This window comes from Streptomyces sp. NBC_00259 (assembly GCF_036181745.1).
Taxonomy (GTDB): Bacteria; Actinomycetota; Actinomycetes; order Streptomycetales; family Streptomycetaceae; genus Streptomyces; species Streptomyces pratisoli.
Window position 1 is genome coordinate 2,360,843 of the sequence record NZ_CP108080.1, and the last position, 15,918, is coordinate 2,376,760.

Annotated in this window: 11 protein-coding genes, 1 tRNA gene and 1 pseudogene; 5 read left to right on the forward strand and 8 right to left on the reverse strand. The window is 70.8% G+C overall.

Annotation, left to right across the window (positions count from 1 at the left end; translation table 11 throughout):
- Positions 1 to 291: 291 nt before the first annotated feature.
- Positions 292 to 2,931, reverse strand: coding sequence for a SpoIIE family protein phosphatase (locus tag OG766_RS10615; protein ID WP_328725144.1), 2,640 nt, complete (start codon positions 2,929 to 2,931; stop codon positions 292 to 294).
- A gap of 341 nt (positions 2,932 to 3,272) precedes the next feature.
- Between OG766_RS10615 and OG766_RS10620 the strand changes: the two are divergent.
- A pseudogene (locus tag OG766_RS10620) lies at positions 3,273 to 3,533 on the forward strand (IS110 family transposase); the annotation flags it as partial.
- A 199-nt stretch (positions 3,534 to 3,732) separates the two neighbouring features.
- On the opposite strand, the gene OG766_RS10625 reads toward OG766_RS10620, so the two are convergent.
- Positions 3,733 to 4,470, reverse strand: coding sequence for a hypothetical protein (locus tag OG766_RS10625; RefSeq protein ID WP_328725145.1), 738 nt, complete (start codon positions 4,468 to 4,470; stop codon positions 3,733 to 3,735).
- Between the two features lie 899 nt (positions 4,471 to 5,369).
- Positions 5,370 to 5,444: transfer RNA gene (locus OG766_RS10630), tRNA-Val, on the reverse strand.
- A gap of 296 nt (positions 5,445 to 5,740) precedes the next feature.
- Between OG766_RS10630 and OG766_RS10635 the strand changes: the two genes are divergently transcribed.
- The 3 genes from OG766_RS10635 (at position 5,741) to OG766_RS10645 (ending at position 8,183) form a co-directional block, all read left to right on the forward strand.
- Entirely contained in the window at positions 5,741 to 7,111 is a 1,371-nt protein-coding gene (locus OG766_RS10635; protein WP_328725146.1) for a hypothetical protein, read from the forward strand.
- Positions 7,112 to 7,270: 159 nt separating this feature from the next.
- The gene (locus OG766_RS10640) at positions 7,271 to 7,870 is read left to right on the forward strand and encodes a DUF4383 domain-containing protein (RefSeq protein WP_266374446.1); all 600 of its coding nucleotides are present in this window, start codon (positions 7,271 to 7,273) and stop codon (positions 7,868 to 7,870) included.
- A 91-nt stretch (positions 7,871 to 7,961) separates the two neighbouring features.
- Positions 7,962 to 8,183 carry an FmdB family zinc ribbon protein gene (locus OG766_RS10645; protein WP_328725148.1) on the forward strand — a complete coding sequence of 74 codons (222 nt, stop codon included), beginning with the start codon at positions 7,962 to 7,964 and terminating at the stop codon, positions 8,181 to 8,183.
- A 157-nt stretch (positions 8,184 to 8,340) separates the two neighbouring features.
- On the opposite strand, the gene OG766_RS10650 is transcribed toward OG766_RS10645, so the two are convergent.
- Both OG766_RS10650 and OG766_RS10655 read right to left on the reverse strand, forming a co-directional pair.
- A complete protein-coding gene (locus OG766_RS10650) occupies positions 8,341 to 9,003 on the reverse strand; it encodes a response regulator transcription factor (protein WP_266374444.1) in 663 nt (220 codons plus the stop codon).
- Positions 8,994 to 10,145, reverse strand: a complete 1,152-nt coding sequence (locus OG766_RS10655; RefSeq protein ID WP_328725149.1) for a sensor histidine kinase — start codon at positions 10,143 to 10,145, stop codon at positions 8,994 to 8,996. The genes OG766_RS10650 and OG766_RS10655 overlap by 10 nt, the downstream gene beginning before the upstream one ends.
- 133 nt (positions 10,146 to 10,278) lie before the next feature.
- On the opposite strand from OG766_RS10655, the gene OG766_RS10660 reads away from it, so the two are divergent.
- Entirely contained in the window at positions 10,279 to 10,917 is a 639-nt protein-coding gene (locus tag OG766_RS10660; protein WP_328725150.1) for a DedA family protein, read from the forward strand.
- Positions 10,918 to 11,100: 183 nt separating this feature from the next.
- Here the strand turns inward: OG766_RS10660 and OG766_RS10665 are convergent, their stop codons facing one another.
- The 3 genes from OG766_RS10665 to OG766_RS10675 all read right to left on the reverse strand — a co-directional run bounded on the left by OG766_RS10665 (position 11,101) and on the right by OG766_RS10675 (position 15,730).
- A complete protein-coding gene (locus OG766_RS10665) occupies positions 11,101 to 11,913 on the reverse strand; it encodes an HAD family hydrolase (protein WP_423247173.1) in 813 nt (270 codons plus the stop codon).
- A 77-nt stretch (positions 11,914 to 11,990) separates the two neighbouring features.
- The gene (locus OG766_RS10670) at positions 11,991 to 14,567 is read right to left on the reverse strand and encodes a phosphoribosyltransferase (protein WP_328725152.1); all 2,577 of its coding nucleotides are present in this window, start codon (positions 14,565 to 14,567) and stop codon (positions 11,991 to 11,993) included.
- Entirely contained in the window at positions 14,567 to 15,730 is a 1,164-nt protein-coding gene (locus OG766_RS10675) for an HpcH/HpaI aldolase/citrate lyase family protein (protein WP_266374437.1), read from the reverse strand. The genes OG766_RS10670 and OG766_RS10675 overlap by 1 nt, the downstream gene beginning before the upstream one ends.
- Between the last annotated feature and the right edge of the window lie 188 nt (positions 15,731 to 15,918).

Genomic DNA, 15,918 nt, shown 5'->3' on the forward strand with positions numbered 1-15,918 from the left:
TGGTACTCGTCATCGAGCTGTCGTCCTCGGGTGGCTGGGGAATAGGCGACATGGAGGTAAATTTACCCCTTTGGGACCCATTGACCGGATGGTGCTCTTCTCTGTGACAAGCGCTGCAGCCGTGGCTGATGGCGGTTCGGTCAGGAAAGCCCACTGGCGGGCCGCGAGGCAGGCGCAGCACGTGGACGGCATGCGACGACCCTCCGCGATGAGACGGCCACCCCAGTGTCCAGAGGTGCCGGGATCGGCCACCTCACGTGCGTGGACGTCGGCGCCCCGACGGGCAATCGATCAGCGGTCGCAGGCGCCGGATGCGTGGGCAAGGTCCGCCTCGGCCCAGACGACCTTGCCGCCGCCCGGTATCGGGCGGGTGCCCCATCGGCGGGACAGCTGGGAGACCAGGAAGAGGCCACGACCGTTCTCATCGGACGTACCCGCGTTACGCGGACGCGGGGAGCAGGCGTCGGTATCCGACACTTCCACGGTCAGGACCTGGTGCCGGGTCAGACGCAGATCGATCGAGCCGGTTCCGTGCCGGACGGCGTTGGTGACCAGCTCGCTGACGATCAGCTTCGTGGAGTCCTCAAGACCTTCCAGACCCCATTCGGCCAGCTGACGGGCTACCAGGTTCCGGGCGCGGCGGGCAGTGGTGTCGTCGCTCGGCAGTGTCCAGGAGGTGACCTGGGCCGGGCCGAGCGCGCGGGTGCGGACCAGGAGCAGGCTGGCGTCGTCGAACGCCGCCTGACCTCGGGCAGGTTGCATCGCGCGGGTGCAGAGGTCTTCCAGGGAAGGATTCGGTTGTGCCAGGGCAGTGCCGAGACGGCGCATCCCCTCCCCGATGTCGTCCTCGCGGGTCTCGACCAGGCCGTCGGTGTACAGGGCGATGAGACTCCCCTCGGGCAGTTCCAGCTCGACGGCCTCGAAAGGGACCCCCAGCCCGATGCCGAGCGGGGCTCCAGTGGGAAGGTCGGGGAAGGTCACCCGGGCCTGCGGGTCGATGATCGCGGGCGGGAGGTGCCCGGCCGTTGCCATGGTGCACTTCCGGGTGACCGGGTCGTACACGGCATACAGGCAGGTGGCACCCACCACCGTGGCACCCTGGTGCGGGTCATCGGTGTCCTCTTCCGCCAGTCGCTGGACGGTGTCGTCGAGACGGGCCAGCAGTTCGTCGGGGGGCAGCTCCATGTCGGCGAGCGTGCGCACCGCGGTGCGGAGCCTGCCCATGGCCACCGCGGCGTCGAGACCGTGCCCGACCACATCGCCGACGACGAGGGCCACCCGGGCACCGGACAGCGGGATCACATCGAACCAGTCGCCCCCGACACCGCGGTCCACATCGGCGGGCAGGTAGCGCGAGGCCGCCTCCACCGCCACGCCTCCCCTGAGATGGCGTGGGAGCAGACTGCGTTGGACCGCGAGAGCCGCGGTGTGCTCGCGCGCGTACTGGCGCGCGTTGTCCAGCGACACCGCGGCGCGGCTGACGAGCTCTTCGGCCAGGAGCAGATCGTCCACCTGGAACGGCACGGGATTCTCGGTGCGGATGAACACCGCCGAGCCCAGTAGCGTGCGCCGGGCGCGGATGGGCACGACCATCGCGGAGTGCATGCCGGTCTCACGGATCTTCTGCGCCCGCACCGGGTCCCGGTCGATCCATGAGCCCGGAGCAATGTTCAGGACCGGCACCATGTGTGACCTGCCGGTGCGCAGGACGTCGATGAAGGGCGAGGCGGGCGGTACGTGAACGTGCTCACCGCGCTCCCACGCGGCTTCCGGGATCCCCGGGCGGGTCGAGGCCACGCCGGCCCGCCGGAGAACGGGGAAACGCTCGCCGATCGAGCCGATGCGCACCGGGGGCCCATCTCCGAACGGGACCGACTGCTCCAGGTCCACGGCGACGAAGTCGGCGAACAGGGGCACGGCGAGATCGGCCAGTTCCTGCCCGGTCTGCATGACATCCAGGGTGCTGCCCAGGCAGGTGCCCGCCTCCCCGAGAACCGCCAGGCGCTCGCGCTCCTGCCGGCTCTCGGTGAGATCGACGCTGATGACGCACACCCCCAGTCCTCGGCCGTCGGCGCCCTGGAGGCAGGAGAACGAAACCGCGAACGGGTGCTCCTCACCCCGACCCGTCGGCAGCCACGTCCGGTACTCGTGGACCTTGGTGCTCCCGCTCCTCAGCACCCGCCGCATCACCGCCTCGGCCACTTCGGCCTCGATACCGGGCCACGCGTCGGTCATCCGGGATCCGAGCCGCCGGTCACGGGAGATGCCGTTGTGGCTCTCCACCGCGTCGTTCACCCAGGTGCAACGCAGCTGCAGGTCACGGACGACGACGCCGATCGGCGCGCGGTCAAGAATCGATCCCTGTACCGATCCGTTCCCCACTTCCCCGGACAGCGCGCCCATGTCGGTCACGGACGCAAGCCACCGCGTCCCTCCGTCCTGCCCCCGCACCAACGACATCCGCATACAGACGTCGAGCATGCGACCGTCCCGGTGGCGCACCGCCGTCGCGCCCGACCAGCCGTCCCGGTGGCGCACCGCCGGCGCGCCCGACCAGCCGTCGCGGGCACGGCACCGCTCGACGAACGCCGACGCTTTCGCGAAGGACGGCAGTACGCGTGCGGCGGACCGACCCACCACCTCGCCAGCGGAGTATCCGACGAGCTGCTCGGCGGCCTGCGTCCACGCGACCACCGTCCCCTGCTCGTCGAGCAGCGCGAACGCCGTGTCGGAAACGTCAGATGTGTGTATCTGCCTACCGAGTGCGACTCGGTCGGTGCTGATCGTGGTCTTAGTCATCGCGTGACCTCGGATCGCTTGGCAATGGGCGACATAGGGATATATGAGAGATTTGTCTCTTACTGGAAAGGGACCGAATCGTGCTCTGCCCTGTGACAACGTCGCAGCCGTGGCTGATGCCGATTCGGTCATGCAAGCCCGCTGACACGGGCGGCGAGGCGGGCGCAGCACGTGGACGGCATGCGTGCGGCAGCGTGCCGTAGCCCGGGATGGAGGAGCACCCGCCGTCAGCTCCGCGAACAGCGATCAATTCGCAGATCAATCAGCGGAGCGGCGCCACGAAGAGCGGGGCGGCCACTCCCCCGGAGCCACCGGCGGCAAGTGGAGCCACACCCCACTCTTCCGGGCCGCCGAACAACTCTCGGAGCGGCTTTGGGCGGGAGCCGCCATGGGGCGAGAGAGCATGAACCCTTGCGCTGGCCGCGAATCGGGTCGGCTCCTGGCCTGCCCGCGACAGCCCGATCTTGGCCCGCAAGAAGTCGTCCATCACCCGGCGCTGGGTGAAGAACGACAGGCTCAACCACACCGGATACCTGTGGGCCTTCGCCTCGCTCCGAGCCTCGGCCGGAGCCAACGCCCATTACCGGCGACGACGCGAGGTCGGCGACTGGCACGCAGCTGCCCAACGCAATCTCTTCAACCGCATGATCGGCCAGCTCTTCCACTGCCTTCAGCACCGCAAGCTGTTCGAAGAAGACACCGCGTTCCCCATCGCTATCACCGCCGCAGCTTGACGCGTTGGCATCGTGAGGTGTCTAAAGCCGCGAAACCGACCGCCCAGGCACAGCGGGCTGCTGTCCACCGCACAGGTGTCCCTCGGCTCTAGCCGCGCGGCGAGCGGATGAGGCTCTCTGAAATTCCTCGCCCGGTTTGCTCAGGAGTGGCACAGACTTGCTCGCTGAAGCTCCCCATACGGGGAGTCACACCGGAGCACTACCGGCCTGCACAGGCGCCGAAGTCGAGCCAGCCGAGCTTGAGGTCGGGCCAGTCCGCCACCCCGTAGAAGTCGGTCCGCTCATGGCTCACAGAGACCCCGCCGCCGTCCTGCCGACCGATGTAGCGGGACACGGTGCCATCCCCGCTCGACTGGAAGACTTGGAGCTCGGCGCGGCCATCGTGATCGCTGTCGGTGGCCCGCACTCCGTACACGAACGTCGATTTCCTCATACGGATGGTGCCGGTCCGGTCACTGCTCAGATCGCGGGCGAGAGGCCCGTAGCGCACCTCATGCACCACCATGTTTTCCCGCGAAGCGTCACCCTTATTGCGCTGACTGTAGAAGAGGGCCAGATCAAGGTAACCGTCGCCATCGAAGTCGCCGAAGGTTCCCCGTGTCTCCATGTCCTCCTGCGGTACGCCTCGCAGCTTCTGCCACAACCCGCGGGCATCGCCGACGCTGACCGTGGTTCGCTGATCGTCTCTCTGGAAGACCACTGAGCTGGTGCCGTCGCGGTCTTGGTCGTGGATCTCGTCCAGTTGACCGTCCGCGTCTATGTCGGCGCGCAGGATTGTGCGGTCGAGGGCGCATATGACCATGGGCGCGTGGTCGCCGGGTTTGGGCCCGGTGCCCAACAGAAGCCACATGCCGCCGGCGATCACGACGAGACCGGCCCCGGTAGTCGTGGCAAGCCGCCGCCGTCGTGTGCGCTGTCGCGACAGCGACGAGAACACGCCCCCAAACGTGGATTGCTTCGGAGCATCAGAGAAGGGCATGCCAGAACCCTAAGGCTGCGCTGTTTCGGACCGCCGTGGGCAGGCAGCCCGTCTCCGTTGCCTGCGACAACCGCCTGGGGAGTGAAGAGCAGCACTGGCCCTCTTCAGGGTTCTGGCCGGAGTTTCGTGAAAGGCCAGGTCATTGGATTGGGGGTACGTGGGATCCAGCGCCACTCCGCAGGTCCCTACCCAGCAGCCACAACCTGGCCGGCCGCGGCCTGGGGAGGGTTGGGGAGCAGCGAGGCGAGGTTGGCCCGGACGAATTCCGCCGCCCTCCTGGTCGACTCCTCGGCCCCGGCTTGGTCTTCGAAGACGCCGGTAGAGACCATCACTCCATCCCCGGCGTCGACCCAGTAGTAAGCCACGAATCCGGAGACTTGGCGCAGGATAGGCACGAATCCCTCGTTCACTCGGCGTCCCGCCTCGGCAGGGTCGGTCACCCCTTCGTAGCGCCGAACTACTGCGTACATAGTTGCTCTCCTCATGGATCCCGAGATCACCTTGCGCGAAATGGCATACCCCCATCGCGCGTCTCCCGCTCGCGGGACGTCGGGAGAGGGCTCGGATAGGTGTATTGGTGATCCGAACCGGGCTTCTGCTGTGACCAAGGCTGGGCAAACCGAGGCTTCACGGAACTGCGGTCAGAGCCCTCTTCAGAGATCCTCATCAGAGCGGAGCGAGCCGCCTTGAACCCGTAGAGAAGGTTTCTCCTCACGCGCCGCCAGCGCCGCTCTCGCCCTGGCGCAGCGCCAGTTCCTACACGCCTCGACGCGCCACGTCGGTCGGACGAAGCAGCTACTGGAGTCCGCACGTGGCATGCAGAAGGCCCCGACCGGTTCGGTCGGGGCCTTCTTCGCTGGTGGGCGCGGACGGTTTCGAACCGCCGACATCTGCTTTGTAAGAGCAGCGCTCTACCCCTGAGCTACGCACCCGTGAATGAGGCAACAGCGTACATGGCGCACCGGTGGGTGCCGCAAACCAGATCCCGGTGGGCGCAGGGGCCAACCCCGTGATCAACCCCGTGGTCAGTCGCGTGGGAGACCTTGCGAAGGAGACCCGTGGGGCGGCCCGCGGGGAACGAGGAGGGGAGCGAGGGGGCCGTCCCTCTGGGGCCCGACGGGAACGTGGTGAGATCGTCGCAGGAATCGCGAACTGACAGGCCCGTGTGTTCGTCCTTACCCAGTGGGAGAATGAACCGGGCAGGGCGGACACGGCACGGGAGAGGGATGTGACGGCGACACACGCGCGGCCGGACGCAGGAGCGAAGGCGAGAGCGGGTGTCGTGCGGGATGTCGTTGCCCTGGTGTTGTTGCCCTTGCCGTTGATCGCCGCCGCGCTGCCGGCCGCCTTCGCCGCCGGAGGTACGCGGCGCTGGTTCGGGGGCCGGGGCGAGAGTCAGCGGGCCGATGCGCAGGCCGCGAAGGACGCGGCGGCCGCAGCCTTCTACGAGCTGGACACGGCGCAGCGCGATCTGCGCATCTCGATCGAGACGATCACGGCGGTGGACAGCTCACCGGGAGCGCGCCGAGTGGTCGAGGACTTCGCCGCGCTCGGGCGGCGGATCGACGAGGTCAGCCATACGTACATCACGGCCGTCGACGCGCACGATCTCGACCGCGATGATCTCGATCCCTCGGTGGCCGCCCAGGCGCGTACGCAGCTGACGAAGGCGAAGGACGAGCTGGTCCGGGTCAAGGGTGAGCTCGACCGGTTCGCCCAGGGGCTCGGGCCGCTGCTCGACACGGCGGAGACCCAGCTGGCCCGGCTCGCGCCTGCGGTGGAGCGGGCACGGCAGGCGCTGCTCGCCGCGAGCAACGCCCTGGATGCGGCACGGGCCGGCGGAATGCGGGCGGACGACCTCGCCGCCCGGCTCGCCGCTCTCGCACCCGAGCTGACCAGGCTCAACGAAGGCGCCGGCCGGCACGGCGTGCCCGAGACCCTGCAGCGCGCGGACCGCGTGGTGCGCGATGCCGAGGCCGTACGGGCCGAGGCCGAGCGGCTCCCGGAGCGCGCGGCCGAGATCGACAAACGGCTGGTGTCGCTGCGCACCCGCGCCCAGGCCCTCACCACCCGCGCGGACGGCGTGCAGCCCATCCTCAGTGAGCTGCGGCGCCGCTTCACCGTGGCCTGCTGGCAGGATCTGCAGCCCGTTCCCGCCCAGGCCGCCGACAACGTCCGGCGCGCCGAGGAGAAGCTCAAGGAGGCGGGCAAGGCGCGCGACGAGCAGCGCTGGCCGGACGCGACCGCCCTCCTCGGCACGGTCCGGGCCCTGCTGAACAGCACGGACGAGGCCGTGTCGGCCGCCGGAGAGCGGCTGCGCCGACTGGATGCCGTCGCCAAGGATCCGGAGCAGGAGATCCAGCGGACCCGTTTCGCGATCCGCGACGCCCAGCGCCTGGCCATGGCGGGCCGCAACACCCCGGACCCGCGTCACGCCCGGCCCCTGGACGACTCCGTGGCCCGGCTCGACCGGGCGATCGCCGGTCTCGAGGGCCGCCACCCCGACTACTGGCACTTCCTGACGGAGACCGAAGGCGTGCGGCAGGCCGTGGCCCGCGTCGTGGACCAGATCCGCAGCGAGCGCGGCGCCGGAGCTTGAGCGGACCGAGAGCCGACCGAGAGCCGACTGAGAGCGGACCGAGCGCCAGGAGAGCACCACCGGCCCCAGGAGCAGGACGCCGCCCCATTTGTCGGGGCGTCGGTGCGGGCGGATGCTGTATGGAGGCATGGAGGTACGCACCGCCCGAAGGAGGCCGTTATGGCATCCACGAACGCGTCGCAGCCCGCACAGCCCTCGCAGCAGCCCGGCGGCGGCCTGCACGTCCCCCTGGACGAGCATCTGCCTGTCGATCACCGCCTCAGCCAGGTCTACCGCTACGGCGCCGGGATCATGGGGCTGGTGCTGCTGGCCTTCGGGATCCTCGGTCTGACGAACAACATCGGCTTCTTCGACACCGGCAACAACAGCGTCGGGGGCCTCAACACCAACGGCACGCTGAGCGTGCTGTCCATCTGCATCGGACTGCTGCTGTTCGTGGGGATGGTCATCGGCGGAAACTTCGCCTCCACCCTCAACATGGTCCTCGGCATCCTCTTCATCCTCAGCGGCTTCATCAACCTCGGGATGCTCGACAGCGGCGCGAACTTCCTCAACTTCCGCATCCAGAACGTCCTCTTCAGCTTCGTCGTCGGGATCATGCTGATGTGGTTCGGGATGTACGGACGGGTGAGCAGCACGCTGCCCCACGACAATCCGTACTGGAAGGCCCGCCACCCGGACGAGGCCGCGCAGGAGCAGCGGGCGCGTGAGGCACACGCGGCGCAGGCGCGCGGGGCCATCTCGGACGACCGGAGCTGACAGCCGCGGCTGGCGGCCGGAGCCGATGGCCGGAGCTGATGCCCGGAGCCGGATCTGACGGCCACGGCTGAGCCACGGCTAATCTGGGCGCATGCCCCGTTACGAGTACCGCTGCCGCTCCTGCGACGACACCTTCGAGCTGAGCCGGCCCATGGCCGAGTCCTCCGCCCCGGCCACCTGCCCCGCCGGGCACGACGACACGGTGAAGCTGCTGTCCGCCGTGGCCGTGGGCGGTACGAGCACGGGCCCCGCCCCCGCGTCGGCCTCCGGCGGCGGAGGTGGCGGTTGCTGCGGCGGTGGCTGCTGCGGCTGAGCGGCCCCCGAGCCCCCATGGCCCTGGGGGCCAAAGACCCCCAGGGCCATGAACCCCGGCCCCAGGACCTGGCCCGCCCTGCCCCGCCGCCCTGGCCTGCCCTGGCCCGCCGGCCACGTCCCGCCACCGCCACCGCCGGGCACGGCCACCACCACCGCTACGTCTCCAGGTACCGCAGCACCGCCAGCACCCGGCGGCTGTAGCCCGCCGCCGACTCCCCCGTCAGCCCCAGCTTGTCGAAGATCGCGTTGATGTGTTTCTCCACCGCGCTCTGCGACACGTGCAGGCGCGCCGCGATCGCCGCGTTCGTGTGCCCCTGAGCCATCTCGGCGAGCACCTCTCCCTCCCGCCCGGTCAGCCGCGCCAGCGGGTCCGTGTGGGTGCTGCGCACCAGGAGCCGGCGTACGACCTCGGGGTCGAAGGCGGCCTGCCCGTCGCCCACCCGTTCGAGCGCGTCGAGGAACTCGTCGACCTGGGCCACCCGGTCCTTCAGCAGATAGCCGACACCTCCCGAGTGCGCCGAGGGGTCCGCGGTCAGCAGCTCGGTCGCGTACCGCCGCTCGATGTACTGCGACAGCACCAGCACCCCCACCTCCGGCCAGCGGCGCCGGATCTCCAGGGCGGCCCGGAGTCCCTCGTCGGTGTGCGTGGGCGGCATCCGTACGTCGGCGACCACCACGTCCGGGCGCTCGGCGACGACGGCCACCAGGAGCAGGTCCGCGTCGCCGACCGCCGCCAGTACGTCGTGGCCCTCCTCGGCGAGCAGCCGTACGAGCCCCTCCCGCAGCAGGGTCGAGTCCTCGGCGAGCATCACGCGCATGGCAGCTCCGCGGTGACGACGGTGGGGCCGCCCGGCGGGCTGTGCACCGCGAACCGGCCGTCGAGGGCGGCGACCCGGCTCGCCAGCCCCGTGAGGCCGCCGCCTGACGGGTCCGCGCCGCCGCGGCCGTCGTCCTCGACGCGCAGTCGCAGCGGGCCCGCCGCACGGTCCCGGGTGAGGCTGACGCCGATCCGGGTGGCTCCCGAGTGCTTCACGACATTGGTGACGGCCTCGGAGACGACGAAGTAGGCGACGTTCTGCACCGTCCGCGCCAGCGGCGCCGTGCCGGCCACCGTGTAGTCCAGTGCGAGCGGCAGCGGTGTGCGTTCGGCGACCGTCTCCAGCGCGGCCCGCAGCCCCGCCTCGTCGAGGACGGTCGGGTGGATGCGCCAGGCCACGTCGCGGAGTTCGGCGAGGGCCCGGCGGCTCTCGTCATGGGCCTGGAGCAGCAGTCGGTCCGCGCGTTCGGGGTCGCGGCTGCGGCGGGCGCGGCCGAGCAGCATGCCGAGGGCGACGAGCCGCTGCTGCACGCCGTCGTGCAGGTCGCGTTCGATACGGCGGCGTTCGTCGTCGACCGCGGCCATGACCTCGGCCCGGGTGGTGGCCAGTTGGACGATCCTCCGCTCCAGCTCGCCCTGATGGCTCGGCCCCAGGAAGTGCCGGGCCAGATGGCCTTCGAGGAGCGCCACCCCGAAGACGCCCTGGGCGGCGAGGAAGAGCAGCAGTAAGCCGGCGAGGCTGCTCAGCGCCACGAGGCCGAGGTAGTTGATGGGAGTGACCAGCCACCCCCACAGGATGAAGCTGCCGTAGGCAACGCCGGTGAGGGCGCAGCCGAGCACGACTCCGCCGAGCAGGCCCAGCGGCCAGCGCGCGAGGAGGTAGCGGGTGCCGCGGCCGTCCTCGGGCGCCGCCGCGAGCGTCACGGCGAGGAAGCGGCGCAGTCGTCGCCGCTCCAGCTCCGTCAACCGGCCCGCCACCGCGCCCACCGGCCGCAGCACCGCGCGCCGACCGCGCGGCCAGGCGAGCACGGGAAGCAGCGCCAGGCCCGCGAACAGGGCGAAGAACAGCTCGGCCACGGCGGTGACGGTCCCGAGGGCGAGCCCGGCCGCGTACCACACCCCTCGTACGGCTATGTCCTTCATGATCGGCCACGCTAACGGGCCGTCCCTCCCGCGCACACTGCGGTAAACCGCAGGATTGCCGTCCGGCTGCCCTCAGCGAGCTGTGCGGCCGTCTTCAGGGTGCCTTCAGCTGCGGGTTCCTAGCGTGGCGGCCATGGATGTGAGCAGCGCTGAGAGCAGCGCACCGGGCTGGATCAACAGCCTCATGGACACCCTCGGGGCGCCTGGCGCGGGGATCGCCGTCGCCCTGGAGAACCTCTTCCCGCCGCTGCCGAGCGAGGTGATCCTGCCGCTGGCCGGCTTCGCCGCCGCGACCGGACGGATGGACCTGCTCGACGCGGTGCTGTGGACCACGCTCGGTTCGGTGGTGGGCGCGCTCGCGCTGTACGGGGTCGGGGCGCTGCTCGGCCGGGACCGTACGGTCGCGATCGCGGCACGCCTGCCGCTGGTGAAGGCGACGGACATCGAACGCACGGAGGCGTGGTTCGCACGCCACGGCACGAAGGCGGTGTTCTTCGGCCGGATGATCCCCGTCTTCCGCAGCCTGATCTCCGTACCGGCGGGGATCGAGCGCATGCCGCTGCCGGTGTTCCTGGGACTGACCACGCTGGGCAGCGGCCTGTGGAACACGGCGTTCGTCCTCGCCGGGTACGCCCTCGGCGACAACTGGTCCGAGGTGACGGGGTACGTCGACGCCTACGCGAAGGTCGTGCTGGCGTCCGCCCTGGCCGCGATCGTGCTGTTCGTGACGCTACGGCTGCTGCGTCCGGGGCGGGGAGCGCGGCGGGGCTAGGTCCAATACCAGTGACTTTGGCGCCCGGCGGAGGCCCCGTGGGCGATGTTTCCGCACGTCAGAGCTTCGAGTGGCTCGTTAAGTCACTGGCATTGGGGCTAGGTCCACAACCGCGCGGCGCGGCTGGGTCCAGTACCCGACGGACGTTGTCGACCGGACCTGGCCGCCCGGGCGACGCGGCCCCTACAGCGCGACCGGCGCCTCCGTGCCTCCCGGTGCCGGTACGGTCGCGCGCACCGGGCCGGCGGGCGCCGCGGAGGCTTCCGTCACCGTCTCGGTGAACCGGCGCAGGATCTCCTCGCCCGCTTCGACGCCGCGCTCGGCGAGCGCGGTGACATGCGGCGGCGACCAGTCCGTGTCGGCGAGTTCGCCGTGCCCGGGACGCCAGGCGTGGTCCGCGGTCAGCAGCAGATCGGCGTCCAGGAGCGAGTCGCCCGCCGCGAGGACGCGCTCGGCACCGGTGCGCCGGACGAGCTCGTGGACCGCCGCGCTCTTGGTGAGCGGCTTCGGGACGGCGTAGATCTTGCGGCCCTGCAGGGAGACCGTCCAGCCCTTGGTCCCCGCCCACTCCGCCAGCTCCCGCGTCCAGCCGTCGGGCAGCAGCGAACGCTCCACGACGAGATAGGCGAAGAGGTCCTCGGCGACCCGCTCCTTGAGCAGCCACGCCGGGTCGGCCGCCGCGAGCAGATGCGCGCGGACCTCGGCGAGCGAGGCGCACTCGTCGGCGAGCCGGGCCGCGACCACGCGCTGCCAGTCGCGGTCGGACTCGCCGTCGACCAGCAGATGCCCGCCGTTGGCGCAGATGGCGAACCGCGGGGCGGGACCCGGCAGATGGATCCTGCCGTACTGCTCGCGGGTGCGGGTCGTGGTCGGCACGAAGACGGCCGATCGGGCCAGGCCGGCGAGCAGCGCGGCGGCGGTCTCCGTCATGTACGACAGGGGCTTGCGCTCGTACACCTCGACGCACAGCAGCCGGGGCGCCTGCGCGTCGGGCATCGGCAGTTGCAGGGCGGCGGCCGAATAGATGAGCGTCCGGTCGAGATCGCTGGCGATCAGGGAGAGGGGGGTCGAGGTCACGGCGTGGCCACCGCCTTGCCGTCGGCGCCGGTCGCCCCGCGGGTGAACCGGGGGTGGATCAGGCCGACGCAGCTGTACGGCAGGTCGTCGACCTCCTCGACGGGGACGCCGCGCTGCGCGGCCAGCAGCCGTACGTGGTCGAGGTCGGCGCCCGCGCCGCGCTTGGCGAGGATCTTCCAGGGGACGCGGCGCAGCAGGACCCGGGTGGTCTCGCCGACACCGGGCTTGACCAGATTGACGTCGTGGATGCCGTACTCCTCGCTGATCCGCTCCACGGCGGCCCAGCCGACCCAGGTGGGTGCCCGGTCCGCCGACAGCAGCTCCTTCACGTCGGCGTCGACGGCGTCGGCGACGTCGTCGAAGCGGGCCGCGACGGTGTCGAGGAAGTGGCCGGAGACGTCGGCTCCGGCCAGCTCGCGGTAGAACTTCGCGCCGTGGAAGTCGGACGGGCCGACCAGGTCGGTGCGCAGGACGGTGCGTGAGATCAGCCCGGAGACGGTGGAGTTGAGGCAGGCGGAGGGGATGAGGAAGTCCTCGCGGGTGCCGTACGTACGGACACAGCCGCCCGGGTCGGCGAGGACCGCGATCTCGGGGTCGAAGCCGTCGAACTCCGCGACCGCGTCCGCCAGTTCGCGGGTGATGGCGCCCTTGCCCGTCCAGCCGTCGACGAACACCACGTCGGCGGGGTCGTGGTGGGCGGCGAGCCAGCGCAGCGCGTTGGCGTCGATGCCGCGGCCGCGGACGATCGAGACGGCGTAGTGCGGCAGGTCAAGGCCGTGGCGGTGCTGGGCCCAGCGGCGCATGAGTACGCCGACGGGGGTGCCGGCGCGGGCCAGCGAGACCAGGACGGGGCGCGGCTGCGGGTCCGCTGCGCGCCGGCCACGGCGCAGGGGGAGTTCGGCGAGGACCGTGTCGGTGACGGCGCCCACGGCACGGGCGATGCGGGCGGCCGAGGTGTCGAGCGCGGCGTGGAACAGCTCCTGGTACTGCTCGCTGGGCTGGTACTCGACGGGCAGGGACTCGGCGTAGTGCGCGCCACCGCTCTGTATCGCCTCCTCGCGCTCCTCGGTGGGTGCTTCGAGTTCGACGTCCGAGAGGTCCTGGAGCAGCCAGCCGACCTCTTCGGGCGCGTACGAGGAGAAGTCGGGTCCGCGGAGCGGCTCGGGCAGCATGGATTCCCTTCCGGGGACGTGCATGGGTTCCCTTCCGGGGACGTGACTGGGGAGGACCGCGAGCACGACGTGCGGGACGTGTGCGGCGAGCTGCGCGAGCAGGCCGTCCGGAGCGTGCAGCGAGGGGGTGTCCGCCGTCGAGTCCACGACGGCCACGACCGCGTCGAAGCCGCTGCCGGTGACGTTGTACGCGTACCGGTCGCCGGGGCCGTCGGCCGGATCGTCATGGGCCGGGAAGACGAGCCGGTTCCGTATCGCGTAGCCGGGGTCGTCCACGGCGAGCACGGGTGAGCGTGTCGTCGTCGAGTAGCGCACCTCGACCTCGTGCGCGGTCGTGGCCCGCTCCAGCTCGAGGGCGAGCCGCAACGGCGCGTACATCAGCTCCTCGCAGCCGAGCACGAGCACTCGCTGCGGCGTGGCCCTCCCCTCCGGGGTCCCGAGGGCCTCGGCGAGGCGTCGCGCCATACGGGGCAGGGCCGCCTCCAGCTCGACGCGGTGCGCCGGGGTGAAGCCGTGCCGTCCGCCGTCGGGGACGCCCGCGGGCCAGTCGAGCTCGACGCGCACGACGCTCCCGCCCCGCGCCTCGTCGCCCTCGTCGCCCGCAGGGCCCGCGTCGCCCGCAGCGCCCGCGTCGGTGACACGCGAGGAAGCGGTCTCAGGGGACTCGGTCCCCGAGGGCGTGGTCTCGTGGTGGGCCACCAGGGCCTGGCCCTTCTCCAGGACTCCGTCCGGGAGCCGGACCGTTCCGCCCGCCGTCGCCACCAGATCGATCCGGGCGTCGATCTCCCGGGCGAAGACCTCCAGGCGGCCCAGATCGGCCGGCGAGCGCATGTCGACCAGGGCGACGACCACGTACCGCTTGCGGGGGTGGCGCTCGTGGAGGTCGCGGATGGTGTTCAGGACGGTGTTCCCGGTGGAGAACTCGTCGTCCACGAGCACCAGCGGGCCCTCGCCGGCCAGCAGCTTCGGGTCCTCGGGGAGCAGCAGGTGGGAGGTGGCGTGGGAGTGGGACTCCTCGAAGCCGCCGGCGGGGTCGACGCCGTCGACGGGACGGCGCGTGGAGTGCAGGTACGGCGCGAGGCCCAGGCCGTCGGCGACCGAGTGGCCGAGGCCGGTCGCGGTCTCCGCGTAGCCGAGGACGACGGCGCGCGCCGCCTCCTCGGTCCCCAGCAGCTCCCGCACCCGCTCGCCGAGCGCGAAGCCGTGGCCGTACACGACGGAAGGTTTCTGCGGCACGTGCTTGCCGAGGACGTGGGACACCAGCAGATGCGCCCGCTTCGGGTTGCGCCGCAGGGCCAGGCCCAGCAGCTCTTTCAGCCCGTCGTCGCCGACGAGCTCCACGCCCAGTCGCTGGGAGACCCAGCTGCCCGACCACTCCACTGCTTCGTATTCCTCCGTCATCAGCCTGCCAGACCCGCGGTCAGCAGCTCCACGAAGCCGACGTCCTCGCGGGCGACCCCGAACGCCTCGGCGCGCTGCATGGTGCGCTCCGCCCAGGCGCGGTGCGGCTTCACTTCGTTCATCTTGTTCGTGTACGCCGAACGCATCACGCCTCCTCCTCCCCGCTCCGGGCGAAGGATGTCCTGCGCGTCGCTGAACTCCTCGTGACTGACGACCGACAGTGCGTGGACGGGCAGCACATGGGAGGGGTGGATGCAGGTCTTGCCGAGCAGTCCGTTGGCACGGTCGAGCTCGATCTCCCGCAGCAGTCCGTCGAGGTCGTGCTCGATCAGTGTCGTACGCAGCTTCTCGGCCCGTACCTCCAGGAAGGGGCTGCGGCGCAGCTGCGGCTTGAAGATGCGCTCCTGGTGCCTGAAATACTCCCAGACCGGGCCGGTGATGGTGAATCCGGTGCCGTCGGAGCGGCCGAGGACATTGACGACGTCCGCGATCACATGAGCCACGATCTGGACGTCGTACGCCGTCATGTCGGGCGAGCGGCGCAGTCCGTAGGCCGAGCAGAAGTCCGTGACACCGAGACGGAGCGCCAGGATCCGGTCACGGTGGGTGCCGACCGTGCGGGCGATGCCGCTCAGCGTCTCGCGCCGGGTCTCCAGGTGGAGCAGCTCGGGCGATTCGAGCACCGGCATCGCATACAGTGCCCGGCCGCTCGCCGCCTCCGCCGCGGCCACGGCCGCCAGGAAGGCGCCACCGCGCTCCTCGGTGAACTTGGGGAGTACGAATCCGGACAGCAGCCGGCTCGTGTCGCCGAGGCGCCGGACGAGGTCCTCGATCTGGCCCGGTTCCCGCACGCGGACGAACAGCAGCGGCACCTCGCCCCGGGCGGCGTCGAGCTCGGCGAACTGACGGACCAGGTTCTCCTCGGCGCCGGAGACCTCGGCGTCGTCGATGGAATCCTCAAGGCAGAGCACCATGGAGACGACTCCGCGCGCGGCCTGCTTGATCACGTCGTCCGCGAGACGCGGCCGGGTCGCGGGGCTGTAGAGCGTGGCGCCGAGGGCGACGGAGAGCGCGCTCGCAGGAGAGCCGGCGTCGAATTCCGCCGGCTCCTGATGGAACAGTTCCTTCCGGGCAGTGGCCGGGATATGCCCGAAATGTCGCATCTGAATCCCCCGTACTGCCTCTGCGGCCCGTGGTTGAGGTGGCCGGTAATAGTACGTAGGAACAGGTGTCAAGAGTTCCCCAGGTGTATGAAATCCAGGTAACTCGTGCACTTCGTCCCCGACTCAGACTGCCCTGTGCCGACCCGGGACATGCCCGGTCGACCCCGCGTTGTCCGCAGGGGGCGCGG